Origin of the sequence: Allobosea sp. WAO (genome assembly GCF_001509835.1) — a bacterium.
Lineage (GTDB): Bacteria > Pseudomonadota > Alphaproteobacteria > Rhizobiales > Beijerinckiaceae > Allobosea.
In genome coordinates this window covers 132,950-145,165 of the sequence record NZ_JXTJ01000001.1, presented here as the reverse complement: position 1 = coordinate 145,165, position 12,216 = coordinate 132,950, and the positions used below count along the sequence as shown (strand labels likewise).

General features: G+C 67.2%; 13 protein-coding genes. 4 read left to right on the top strand and 9 right to left on the bottom strand.

Annotation, left to right across the window (positions count from 1 at the left end):
* Positions 1-8 precede the first annotated feature (8 nt).
* The 6 genes from DK26_RS00740 to yidD form a co-directional block, all read right to left on the bottom strand.
* On the bottom strand, positions 9-839 hold the full coding sequence (locus tag DK26_RS00740; RefSeq protein ID WP_066467333.1) for an SGNH/GDSL hydrolase family protein: 831 nt from the start codon (positions 837-839) through the stop codon (positions 9-11).
* The gene (locus tag DK26_RS00735) at positions 776-1,963 is read right to left on the bottom strand and encodes an OpgC domain-containing protein (protein WP_066467330.1); all 1,188 of its coding nucleotides are present in this window, start codon (positions 1,961-1,963) and stop codon (positions 776-778) included. Before DK26_RS00735 ends, DK26_RS00740 begins: the two co-directional genes overlap by 64 nt.
* Before the next feature lie 161 nt (positions 1,964-2,124).
* The gene (locus DK26_RS29230; protein WP_066467328.1) at positions 2,125-2,748 is read right to left on the bottom strand and encodes a GDYXXLXY domain-containing protein; all 624 of its coding nucleotides are present in this window, start codon (positions 2,746-2,748) and stop codon (positions 2,125-2,127) included.
* Positions 2,745-4,034, bottom strand: coding sequence for a DUF2157 domain-containing protein (locus DK26_RS00725; protein ID WP_066467326.1), 1,290 nt, complete (start codon positions 4,032-4,034; stop codon positions 2,745-2,747). The genes DK26_RS29230 and DK26_RS00725 overlap by 4 nt, the downstream gene beginning before the upstream one ends.
* Positions 4,035-4,232: 198 nt before the next feature.
* Complete coding sequence (gene thrS, locus DK26_RS00720; protein WP_066467324.1) at positions 4,233-6,230, bottom strand: threonine--tRNA ligase; 1,998 nt, start codon at positions 6,228-6,230, stop codon at positions 4,233-4,235.
* Positions 6,231-6,281: 51 nt separating this feature from the next.
* Positions 6,282-6,650, bottom strand: coding sequence for a membrane protein insertion efficiency factor YidD (yidD, locus tag DK26_RS00715; RefSeq protein WP_066467322.1), 369 nt, complete (start codon positions 6,648-6,650; stop codon positions 6,282-6,284).
* 103 nt (positions 6,651-6,753) lie between these two features.
* Between yidD and DK26_RS00710 the strand changes: the two genes are divergently transcribed.
* A complete protein-coding gene (locus tag DK26_RS00710) occupies positions 6,754-7,485 on the top strand; it encodes a phosphatase PAP2 family protein (protein WP_066467321.1) in 732 nt (243 codons plus the stop codon).
* A gap of 5 nt (positions 7,486-7,490) precedes the next feature.
* Here the strand turns inward: DK26_RS00710 and DK26_RS00705 are convergent, their stop codons facing one another.
* The gene (locus tag DK26_RS00705; protein ID WP_066467319.1) at positions 7,491-7,940 is read right to left on the bottom strand and encodes an iron-sulfur cluster assembly scaffold protein; all 450 of its coding nucleotides are present in this window, start codon (positions 7,938-7,940) and stop codon (positions 7,491-7,493) included.
* A gap of 162 nt (positions 7,941-8,102) precedes the next feature.
* Here DK26_RS00705 and folE point away from each other — a divergent pair, with 162 nt between their 5' ends.
* From folE to DK26_RS00690, 3 genes are all read left to right on the top strand, one after another.
* Entirely contained in the window at positions 8,103-8,744 is a 642-nt protein-coding gene (gene folE / locus DK26_RS00700; RefSeq protein WP_066467318.1) for a GTP cyclohydrolase I FolE, read from the top strand.
* A gap of 190 nt (positions 8,745-8,934) precedes the next feature.
* Positions 8,935-9,339, top strand: a complete 405-nt coding sequence (hisI, locus tag DK26_RS00695; protein ID WP_066467317.1) for a phosphoribosyl-AMP cyclohydrolase — start codon at positions 8,935-8,937, stop codon at positions 9,337-9,339.
* Between the two features lie 195 nt (positions 9,340-9,534).
* On the top strand, positions 9,535-10,497 hold the full coding sequence (locus DK26_RS00690; RefSeq protein ID WP_248309832.1) for a patatin-like phospholipase family protein: 963 nt from the start codon (positions 9,535-9,537) through the stop codon (positions 10,495-10,497).
* 34 nt (positions 10,498-10,531) lie between these two features.
* Here the strand turns inward: DK26_RS00690 and DK26_RS00685 are convergent, their stop codons facing one another.
* Together DK26_RS00685 and DK26_RS00680 are read right to left on the bottom strand one after the other, a co-directional pair.
* Entirely contained in the window at positions 10,532-10,963 is a 432-nt protein-coding gene (locus DK26_RS00685) for a CBS domain-containing protein (protein WP_066467313.1), read from the bottom strand.
* A gap of 181 nt (positions 10,964-11,144) precedes the next feature.
* Positions 11,145-11,966, bottom strand: coding sequence for a rhomboid family intramembrane serine protease (locus DK26_RS00680; protein WP_066467310.1), 822 nt, complete (start codon positions 11,964-11,966; stop codon positions 11,145-11,147).
* Positions 11,967-12,216 lie beyond the last annotated feature (250 nt).

Genomic DNA, 12,216 nt, shown 5'->3' with positions numbered 1-12,216 from the left:
CCACAGCCTCAATTGGTCGGCTTGCCGTCCGGCCGCGTCCCGGTCAGCGCCGCCGCGATCCCGTCGGCGAGGCGCACGGCGAGGCAGCGATAGCCGGCATCGACGAGATGCAGGTCGCCATCCATGCCGACCAGTTCCTCCGGCGTGAACTGCTTGCTGCGCGACCAGGTCCGCATCATGCCGTAGCGCGGGAAGACCGCGACATTGTTCTCGGCCGCCGTCTTGGCCAGCACGGCGCGATAATCGTCGTATTTGGGATAGCGGCCCTCGCGCGGCAGCCATTGCAGGTCCATCAGCACGAGGTCGATTCCGGCACCCTGCACCTGGCGGATGCCCTTCTTCAGGATCTTCGCCAGCTTCTCCTCGCCGATATCGCGGATCGCATCGTTCACCGCCGTCTGCCAGATCACCAGCGAGGGCTTTTCGGCGATGACGTCGCTCTCCATGCGCAGCAGCATGTCATAGGCCGACTGGCCACCGACGCCCTTGTTGATCACCTGGATTTCGCGGCCCGGCAGGCGCCGGCGCAGTTCCGCCTCGAGCACGGCCGGATAACTGTTGTTGGCCTCGCTCGCGCCGGAGCCGGCGGTGGTCGAGGATCCCAGAGCGACGATGACAAGCTGGTTGGTCTCGGTCAGGGCCCGCTTCGCAGCGGGCAGGACGGGTGCGAAGGGATGCTGGCTGGCGCCGGCCCGGCAGCGCGCATCGTTCGCCGGGGCAAGCGGCTTCGGCGCCGCGAGCACCGGCGCGAAGGCAAGTGCGAAGGCGGCGGCGATCAGGCCGCGACAGGCTGCTCGCGAGGGGCGCCGGCGGCGCGAGCCGTAAGCGTCTTGTACCACGACAGAAACATTCCTAGCCCGGCCAGGATCGTAATCCCTGCGAAGTTTACAAGCAATTGTACCCACAGGACGAAGGAGGTCTCGGCCAGGATGATCTGTCCGGCGATGGCGAGCACGATGCCGGCGCAGAAGACTTCGAGGGAATGGCGCCCGATCACGGCGAGCCCGCCGCCGATCCGGCTGCGCAGCAGCGCCGAGCCCGGCCGCAGGTAGCGCAGCACCAGCCAGGCCAGCGCCAAGAGATGAACGACCCGCACGACCGCGAGGTTGGTCTTGTCGATGCCGATCTGTAGTCCGTCGACCCACTCGCCGAGCGCCGGGACGCCGGCGAGGAAGTTGCTGGTGGAGAGCTTCACAGCCGCTGCGAAGACGAGCACGCCCGCCGCCAGGACATCGAGCATGACGAGCCGCGGCACGCTCGCGCCGACCAGCGCCAGCCGGCCGAGCACGACGCCGAGGACGAAGATCACCTGCCAGGCGAAGGGGTTGAAGAACCAGCCGGCCTCCCCCGGATGGTTCGGCAGGTTCAGGCCGAAATGCGTCGCGACCTGCCAGACCGCCAGCGAGAAGATCACGGTCGGCAGCGGGCTGGTGCGCGCCGCGACGTAGATCAGCGGGAACAGCGCCAGCAGCACGATGTAGAGCGGCAGGATGTCGAGGTAATAGGGCTGGTAGGTCAGCCCGAGCGCATTAATCACCGCAGCCGGCGTGTCGCTGAAGAAGGGCTGGATGTTGATCGCTTCCATGTACAGCGAGTTCTGCGTGCGCACGATCGCGGTGGCGATGATGCCGCAGACCAGCACGAACAGCGCGAGATGCGCGATATAGAGCGTCCAGATTCGGGCGCCGACCTTGAGCGAGCCGACCAGCATGCCGCGCTGGTCGATCAGACGGCCATAGGCGAAGACGGCCGAGACGCCGGCGAGCAGCACGAAAATGTCGGCGGCGTCGGAGAAGCCGTAATTGTACGGCATCCATCCCGAGACGACGTTGCCCGGCATGTGATTGACGAAAATGATCAGCAGGATCAGGCCGCGAATGGCGTCGATGCGCAGATCGCGCCCGGGCAGAGCCGCTTCGCGCGGTCCCTTTCCGAACAGCATCAGGCGCCAGAAACCGCTCACGTCAACACCGCTCCGTCACAGGCTGAATCGGGAGGCCGTCAGCGCCTCGTTCATCTGACGTTCATCTTAACATTGTGTCACCGCCAAGGCTCCGCCGGCGGCGTTCACAACACTGTGCTCGCAGAGATGAACGCAGGCGCGGCCGGAGCGTTCCGGCGCGGTCAGTACGGCGGCTCGGCGTGAACCAGCTTGCCGTCGATCAGGAGGCGCTTGATCGCGGCCTGGCCGGAAGGCGCGACCGCGGCGATGATCTCGATGCGCTTGCGATCGGTGCGCTCGATCGCAAGCCCCGTGCCCTGCGGCACGAAATAGCTTTCGAGCCCGTAGGCGACGCGGATGGCGCGGGTACCGAGATTGCAGTCCGGCTCGCCATCGGCCCGGGCGAGGCAGCTTCCGGTCGAGGTGACGCGGCCCTCGATCACGCTCTCGCCCGGAACCAGCGCCGGCTTGGCGAGATAGATGCCCTTGGCCTCGGCGAAACCGTCGGCGCCAGGCGCCAGGCGGACATAGACGATCTGGTTGCGCGTCAGCGCCTTCTCGCCGTCGAGCGTCGCCGGGTCGAGCGTGCTGATCTTGTAGTTCAGGATCACGTAGTCGCCACGGAACAGGTCGCGCGGATCGACCGGTGCCGTCGCCAACCGGACCTCGGTGCCCGCGCGCAGGATGCGGGCCCGCGATTCGACCAGCAGCAGGATCAGGCCGCCGAGGATCAGGATCGCGGCGAGCGCCCGCCAGAGCACCGGCACGCGGCCGACGAGCTGGTCTGCGGCAGGAAGGCGGATCACGGCGACGCCTCCGTCGGCTTGGCGAATTTGGCGAGCAGCCGGCGCGCACCGCTGGCGAGCCCGATCAGGATCGCGCCTGCGGCAAGGAAGAACAGCGACTGGTCGAGCAGCGTGCCGATCGTCTGCCAGAGCAAGATCAGAACGGCGACGGCGAACAGGCCGGAGCCGGCGATGGTCAGCCGGCGCACCCCGCCGCCGGCTCCTGCGAGGACGAGCGCGATGGCGATCACCAGGATCAGCGTCGCGATCGCGATCTTGCCGAGGAGCGCGACGACACTGCCGCTCCAGAACACCACCGGCACCATCAGCGAAAGCAGCAGCGCCAGCGCAAGCGGCCAGACGAAGCGCCGCTCGCGCCCGAGCAGCGCAAGGCCCGTCAGCGCCGGGACGGCAAGCGCATAGGCGAAGTAGTTGAGCGACATCGCCGTGCCCGGCCGCGCCTCATGGGCATCGAGGATACGCACCAGCTCGACATTGAGCGTGACCAGAAGGCCGATCAGCCCCCAGGGCAGGCAGGCGGTCAAAAGGCCCGGCCCGCCCCGGTCGAGCGCGAAGGCGCCGAGCGTGACGAACAGCACGGAGAGCGCGAGGCCATAGGCGAGCAGGCCGTAATCGAAGAGGATGAAGCTGGAGCTTCCGGGCAGCGAGGCGAACCAGAGCAGCGCCGCAAGCACGGCGGCGTGGTGGACGAGCCGGTTCTGCCGCGTCCAGGCCAGCCACAAGGCCGGCAGGAAGGCGAGCCAGAAGCCGAAATGGACCTGGCCGTCGCCATCGAACCAGCGGCCGCCTGCCCAGGCGCAGATCGCGACCAGGGCGATGACCAGCGCGCCGTTCGAGCGCAGCAGGAAGGCGGCGACCAGCGCGCCGATCGCGATCAGCAGCGCCCCGCCCGGCCAATCGGTCGGCAGATGGTACATCTGCCCGACCAGCGCGACGCCGGCGGCGAAGATCAACGTGCCGCAGGTCGTGGCCGCATCGGCACCGCCGGTCGAGCCGCGGCTCTCCAGGCGGCCGGCGACGGTGAGCGAGCCCGCAAGGCCGAAGAGGATGAGGCCGAGCTTCACCAGCCGCGGCATCTCCTCCCAGTTCGCGGCGACAAAGGCGGAGACGCTGGCGGCGATCAAGAGGCCGCCGAACAGGCCGAGCAAGGCGTGGAGCCGGAAGCCACCGCCCTCCTGCGCCAGCGAACGGCGGATCGTGGCGGCACTCTCGGCGCTGACCAGGCCTTCGCCCACCCAGCGGATCAGATCGGCGTCGAGCCGCTTGCGATAGGAACCTGTCAGCATCGCCGCCTATTTGCCGTCATCTGAGGTGCTTTGGCGAGAGGTCGGAGGGGAGCTTGCGTCGAACCTTCGTACGGTCATCCCGGCCGTAGCGCAGCGAAGAGCCGGGATCCATGCCTGAACTGTTCTGGCATGGATCCCGGGTCTCCCTTCGGTCGCCCGGGATGACCAGCTCTTTTGAGCCTGAGGACGACGGTCTCGTCAGCCCGCCCGCGCCTTCTTGATGCGCGCGAGATCGGGCGGCGTCGCCTCTTCGGTCAGCGCCGCGATCACGGCGTCGAGGCTCATCACCGTCTGGGCCTGGCTGCCGAGACGACGCACGGTCACCGTCTTTTCCTCGGCTTCGCGCTTGCCGACGGCGAGGATGACCGGAACCTTGGCCAGCGAGTGCTCGCGCACCTTGTAGCTGATCTTCTCGTTGCGCAGGTCGGCGCGGGCGCGCAGACCGGCCGAGAGCAGCGCCATGGTGACGTCCTCACCATAGGCGTCCGCCTCCGAGGTGATCGGCGCGACGACGATCTGCTCGGGCGCCAGCCAGAGCGGAAAATGCCCGGCATGGTGCTCGATCAGGATGCCGACGAAGCGCTCCAGCGAGCCGCAGATGGCGCGGTGGACCATCACCGGCTGCTTCTTCTCGCCGTCCGAGCCGATATAGAAGGCGCCGAAGCGCTCCGGCAGGTTGAAGTCGACCTGCGTCGTGCCGCACTGCCAGTCGCGGCCGATGGCGTCGCGCAGCACATATTCGAACTTCGGCCCGTAGAAGGCGCCCTCGCCCGGGTTGATCTCGGTCTTGATCCGGTTGCCGGACTGCTTCGCGATCGTCTCCAGCACCCTGGTCATCACGTCTTCGGCGTGGTCCCAGACCGCGTCGGAGCCGACGCGCTTCTCAGGCCGGGTCGAGAGCTTGATCACCAGCTCCTCGGTGAAGCCGAAATCCTCGTAGACCGAGAGGATCAGGTCGTTGATCTTCATGCACTCGGCGGCGAGCTGCTCCTCCGTGCAGAAGATGTGCGCGTCGTCCTGGGTGAAGCCGCGCACGCGCATCAGCCCGTGCAGTGCGCCCGACGGCTCGTAGCGATGGACATTGCCGAACTCGGCGAGCCGGATCGGCAAGTCGCGATAGCTCTTCAGCCCGTGCTTGAAGATCTGGACATGGCCCGGGCAGTTCATCGGCTTCAGGGCGAAGACCTTGTGGTCGCGCTCCTGATCGCTCGGGTTCTCGAAGGCCGAGGCCGACTTCACCGCGAACATGTTGTCCTGGTACCAGCCCCAGTGGCCGGAGGTCTCCCAGAGCGACTTGTCGAGCACCTGCGGGGCGTTGACCTCCTCATAGTCGACGGCGAGTCGCCGGCGCATATAGGTCAGCACCTCCTGGAACAGCCGCCAGCCCTTGGAGTGCCAGAAGACGACGCCCGGCCCCTCCTCCTGGAAGTGGAACAGGTCCATCTCACGGCCGATGCGGCGGTGGTCGCGCTTCTCGGCTTCCTCGATCTGCTTGAGATGCGCGTCGAGGTCCTCCTGCTTCGCGAAGGCCGTGCCGTAGAGGCGGGTCAGCATCGGATTCTTCGAGTCGCCGCGCCAATAGGCGCCGGCCACCTTCATCAGCTTGAAGGCGTTGCCGACCTTGCCGACCGAGGTCATATGCGGGCCGCGGCAGAGGTCGATCCAGTCGCCCTGCGCGTACATCTTCAGGGTCTGGTCTTCCGGAATCGCGTCGACCAGCTCGACCTTGAAGGCCTCGCCCTTGTCACGGAAGAACTGCTTCGCCCGGTCGCGGCTCCACTCTTCCTTGGTGAAGGGTTTGTCGCGCGCGATGATCTCGCGCATCTTCTTCTCGATCGGCGCGAAATCCTCCGGCGTGAACGGCTCGTTGCGGAAGAAGTCGTAATAGAAGCCGTTCTCGATCACCGGGCCGATGGTGACCTGCGTGCCGGGATAGAGCTCCTGCACCGCCTCGGCGAGAACGTGGGCGCAATCGTGCCGGATCAGCTCCAGCGCGCGCGGGTCTTCGCGGGTCAGGAATTCGATCCTGGCATCGGCGGTGATCGGATCGGCGAGATCGACGATCGTGCCGTCGAGCGCCATGGCGACGGTGCGTTTCAGCAGCGAGGGGGAAATGCCGCCGGCGAGCTCCTTGCCGGTGATGCCGGAGGGGAATTCGCGCTTGGCGCCGTCAGGAAAAGTCAGGGAGATCGTCATCGATCGCGCTCCTGCTCACTCGGGGATACGAGCCCCGTAAGTCAAGGCCGGCTACGGATGCGATCTCGTTCCGCCGCCCGCAGCCGGATCCGCGTCGGAATCGAAGGCCAGATTTCCATTTTCAGGAGGCGCGTTGACGCCGCGCCAGCGGCCATAGGACCACGGCCTATACCAGGCGCTGTCCGGCGGCAATTCCTCGCAGACCAGATCGATGCCGGAAGTGCCGAGCGGCGTGCAGCGGCAGATGCGTGCAAAACCGACCCAGCCGCCGCGCCAGAGCCCATGGCGCTGGATCGCCTCGTCGGTATAGCTCGAACAGCTCGGCCAGTGCCGGCAGCCCCGCCCGACCAGCATGGAAAGGCTGAGCTGATAGCCCCGGATCAGCAGATGCGCGCCCCGCCTCGGGGCCAGCGCGATCATGCGTCGCCATGAAAGGCTTTTTTCAGCATGTTTAGGCAAGTATGACATGGCTTGCCTCAAGCGGCTTCACCGTCACCCGATTCCGCCTTCCGTAATAGTGGTCATGATGCGCGCTCGCTCCTTCGCAAACACCCTCGCCCTCTCCGGGCTGATGCTTGCCCTGGCCGCGGCCGCGCCGGCGCAGGCTCAGCAGCGACCTTACCTGATCTGGCTCGACGCCGCCAAAATCGACGTCGCCAAGGTGATCGGCCTGCCTCCGGGCCAGAACACGCCCGAAGCGAAGACCGAGTTCGAAGAGGTCCAGGCGATCGCCGCCGCCCGCACGCCGGAGCGCGAGAAGGCCGCCATCGCCGACCAGCACCAGACGCTGTCCGCGTTCCTGAACGGCATCGACCACGCCTATGTCGAGAACACCCATCGCGAGGTGCGCCTCCTGATGCGCGAGGCGCAGATCGAGCTCGGCATCCTGCTGAAGAGCGTCAACCGTCTGACCAATCGCACCCGTCCGTTCCTGATGTGGAGCAAGGTGCGCATCAAGCCCTGCCCCGGCGGACGCCCCAGCGGCACCTCCTTCCCCTCGGCCCATGCCGCGACCGCCGCCCTCTATGCGACCCTGCTCTCTGAAGCGGTTCCGGAACTCGCGGACAAGTTCGAGGCGCGGGTGAAATCCTACAATGAGAGCCGGCTCGTCTGCGGCTTCCATTTCCGCAGCGACCTCGAGGCCGGCGACAAGATCGGCCGCGTCGTCGGCAAGGCCCTGCTCGCCGACCCGACCTTCCGTGTGCGCTACAATGAGACGCTGCCGGAGATCCGCCTCGCCTTCGGCCTGAAATAGCCGGCTCAACCCGCCGCCATCTCGCGCCGCTTAGCCTCGATCTGGCCGATCGCGTCGACCACCGCGTCGAAGGTCAGCATGGTCGAGGCATGGCGGGCCTTGAAGTCGCGCACCGGCACCAGCACGGCAAGGTCGCCCCATTTTCCGTCCGGCGGCGCGGCGTTTTCCTTCAGGATCGCCCGCGCGCGCTCGCGGATCTCGCGCAGCTCCGCTGCCGTCGAGCCGACGACATGGCGCGCCATGATCGAGGAAGAGGCCTGCCCGAGCGCGCAGGCGCGCACATCGTGGCCAAAGCCGGTGACGACGTCGCCAGCCATGGTGAGATCGACCGTCACCGTCGAGCCGCACAGGCGCGAATGGGCCGTCGCGGTCGCGTCCGGTTCCGGCAATCGCTCGAGCAGGGGAATGTTTCCTGCCAATTCCAGGATGCGCTTGTTATAGACTTCGTTCAGCATCGGCCGCCCCGGCCGGGTCTGGAGTTGCCGGCTTTCGCACCCAATATAGAGTGCCGGCGCTCTTTCCGGGAGGGCGTCCGGTCTATTGGACGAGCAGGGCGAACTTGTCTGTCACGCCGGCCCGCATGAGCAGGCCGGCAAAACCGTAACGGGAGGCTCCACATGGACAATGTGGTTAAGTCCTTGTCCGTAGAGCGGGCGATCAGCCCCTCCGCAGGCAAGTTCATCATCAAGCAGCCGACGCAGGCCCAGGCCGAGGAGGCAGTCCGCACCCTGATCCTGTGGGCCGGCGACGATCCGTCGCGGGAGGGGCTGCTCGAGACCCCGGCCCGCGTTACCAAGGCCTATCGCGAACTCTACCGGGGCTATCAGGAGGATGCCGGTGAGATTCTCGACCGAGTCTTCGAGGAGGTCGACGGCTACCAGGACATGGTGCTGGTCCGCGACATCCCGTTCCATTCGCATTGCGAGCACCACATGGTGCCCTTCGTCGGCAAGGTCCATATCGGCTACTACCCGAATGGCGGGGTCGTCGGCCTGTCGAAGCTTGCCCGCGTGGTCGATGTCTTCGCAAGGCGCCTGCAGACGCAGGAGACGATGACCGCCCAGATCGCCCATGCGATCGAGACGTCGCTCAAGCCGCATGGCGTCGCCGTCCTCGTCGAGGCCGAGCACATGTGCATGTCGATGCGCGGCGTGCAGAAGCAGGGCTCCTCGACCCTGACGACGCAGTATACCGGCCGTTTCCGCGAAGCCGCGGAACAGGTCCGCTTCTTCACCATGGTGAAGTCCCCGGGGCTTTGATCACCCCGTCATTCCGGGCAAGCGCAGCGCAGTCCCGGAATCCATCGTAGAGTGCCGCCGCCCTTCGATGGATTCCGATCATCGCCGCGGAGCCTGTCCTTGGGCCGGCCAAAGGCCGGACCCGAGGGCGGCTCGTCCGGAATGACGACAAGAGCAGACGAACAATGCCGGCCCACCCAGGAAACTCAGCATGACCGCCTTCCCCACCCTTTCCGACAAGCGGGAGATCGAGGAAGGCGCCGTGCTGGCGCCGAAATTCGACCGCGACGGCCTCGTCACCTGCATCGCGACCGATGCGAAGACCGGCGAATTGCTGATGGTCGCGCATATGAATGCGGAGTCCCTGAAGCGCAGCATCGAGACCGGCGAGGCCTGGTACTGGTCGCGCTCGCGCGGCGAGCTCTGGCACAAGGGCGACACCTCGGGCCAGGTCCAGACCATCGTCGAGATGCGGGTCGACTGCGATCAGGACGCGCTCTGGATCAAGGTCAATGTCGGCGGCGATGGCGGCTGCTGCCACACCCACCGGCGCAGCTGCTTCTACCGCTCGGTGCCGCTGCGCGATGCGGCCGGCGCGCCCCTGACCTTCGCCTGAGGCGGGGCATTGGCAATCCTTAAACCAAGCTTTCATAATTATTTCAAAAGCGGCCGATAGCCGCTGTGATCTTCGGCGCCGTTCACCTTGCGCTCATCGGCTGGCACGATTCTGGAACCTCCACGGAGGACCGTGCCGATGATACTGGAGAACATCGCCAGGCGTGCTTTCGGTTTGGGCGGCGGTGGAGCTGCGATGAACGATCTCACCATCGAACCCGGGCTGCGCTACGGCCGGCCACGGATCGGACTGGCGCTCGGCGGCGGCGCGGCGCGCGGCTGGGCCCATATCGGCGTCATCGGGGCACTGGCTGAAGCCGGCTACGCGCCTGATGTGATCGCCGGCACCTCGATCGGCGCGGTCGTCGGCGGCTGTTTTTCCGCCGGCAAACTCGATGAGCTCACCGAATTCGCCCTCGGCCTGACCAAAAGGCGCGTCGTCGGCCTGATGGATTTCCACATCGGCGGCGCCGGCCTGATCGGCGGCGGCAGGCTGAAGCGCCTCCTGGAGCGCGACCTCGCCGGCGTGCAGATCGCCGATCTCCCGCAGAAGTTCGCGGCCATCGCGACGGAACTCGGCACCGGCCATGAAATCTGGCTGACGCGCGGCTCGCTGGTCGACGCCTTGCGTGCCTCCTACGCCCTTCCCGGCGTGTTCGACCCGGTCAAGCTCGGCGGCCGCTGGCTGATGGACGGCGCACTGGTCAACCCCGTGCCCGTCTCGGCGGCGCGCGCGCTCGGCGCCGATGTCGTGCTCTGCGTCAACCTGAACACCGACATGGGCGGGCGCGGCACCGTCATCCAGTCGCATGGCGCCGACCCGGACCCGGAAACCTTCGACCCCGAGCAGCCGCCCCCCGTCTCCGGCTGGTTCGGCGGCATGAAGGAGCGGGTGCGCGGCTTCGTCGGCCGCAACAACGACCAGCCCGGCCTCGCCGGCGTGATGATCGACGCCTTCAACATCACCCAGGACCGGATCTCGCGTTCGCGCCTCGCCGGCGATCCACCCGATGTGATGATCGGCCCCAAGCTCGGCCGCGTCGGCCTGTTCGACTTCCACCGCGCCGAGGAGGCGATCGCGCTCGGGCGCCAGGCGACCGAGCGCGCACTCGACGAGATCGCTGCCGTCATCGCGGCGAACCGGGTGCCGCTTTCCTGAGGCGGGCGCGTCGCGTTAGCGGCAGCCCGGGCCTTCAGGCCATCGCGATATAGTCGCGCATCGCCTTGCTCTCGGCCTCGATCTCGGCGACGCGATGCTTGACGATGTCGCCGATCGAGACGATCCCGGCGACGCGGCCGTCTTCCATCACCGGCACATGCCGGAAGCGGCCCGACGTCATGATCTCCATCAGCTCGTCGATGCTGGTCTCGCGCCGGCAGGTCACCACCTTGGCGGTCATGGCGCGCGAGACCGGGCTCGCCAGCGCCTCGGCGCCGCTGGCACCGATCGCCCGGATGATGTCGCGCTCGGAGAGGATGCCGAGCAGGCTGCCGTCGGCCCCGGTCACCACCACGGCGCCGATGCGCTTTTCGGCAAGCGTTCCGGCAGCTTCACCCAGCGTGCGGTGAGGCTGGAGCGAGACGACTTCGTGACCCTTGTTTCCGAGGATGTGAGCGACGTTCATCGAGTATTCCTCCGACGATAGGCGCCGCAAAGGGCGCGCACAGGCCACTGGAACCACTGCAACGCCGCCAGCCGACAGGTCGCCCCCATCCGCGATCCGGCGTTACGCTGGACCTGTTCGAATGTGGGCGAACTCTGCGGCGACGGCAAGGCGGTCCTGCGCGCCGGAAGGCGAGCGGGCCTCAGCGCCGGCGGACCGGCCCGCGGTCGAGCAAGGGGAAGAGCAGCAATCCGGCGACGAAGCCGCCGATATGCGCTTCCCAGGCGATGCTCGTCTCTTCGCCGAGGATCGGCACCAGCCCTGCCCCGAACAGGATGTTGGTGACGAACCAGATCACGATGAACAGCAGCGCCCGCGAATTGCGCCACAGGCTGCCGAGCGGCTCGGCCGGGATCGCCCGCACCGCCTCGTCATGGCCGAGCCCGCCGAAATGCACGCCGGGCGAGAAGACGAAGCGGATCGCCGCCGCCGTCGCACCCGAGACGCCGGCCGAGATGCCGACCAACGGCAGCACGTCGAGCTCGCGCGACCACCAGTGCAGCAGCGCGCCGGCGATAGTCGAAAGCGCGATCAGGTTGAGGAAGCGGCCGGTGCCGAGCCGGCGCGCCACCGGGCTGCCGAAGGCGGCGAGCCAGACGACGTTCGAGATCAGGTGCAGCCAGGAGCCGTGAAGCAGCCCGTAGGTCAGCAGCGTCCACAGATGCGCGCCGCCATCGGCGAGCAGCAGCCGCACCAGCTGCAGGCGCTGGCCGAACTCGACGCTGCCGGCGGTGCCGAGCGACTGGGCGAGTTCCTCGAGACGCTCCGGCGAGAGCCACAATGTCAGCCGCGCCGGCACGAAGGCGAGCCAGGACATCACGACGAAGTCGTCATAGGCGCTGAGCAGCTCGCGGGCGCCCTGCACCAGCACGAGCGCCGCGATCAGCCAGACCACGGCGGCCGGCAGGTTGAGGATGGGCTCGCTCGGCGGAGGGCGGAGACGGTCGTCTGGGTTCACGGACATCGGACCCTTCACTGGCTCAAGCGCGGGCTCCAGGCAATCGGAAAGGCAGCCAAAGGAAAAGGGGAGAGCGCGAGCCCTCCCCTTTCCTGCCCCCTGGCCGGTCGCGTCCCCACGCCACCCCGTCAGCCGGATGCCGACACGCAGCGCGCGACGGCGAATTCCGCATGCGATATAGATCGCATTTTACGCGGTTATCCACAATCCTAACGCTTTATTAACCCTAACAGACCCCCACCCGACGTTCTCGCCA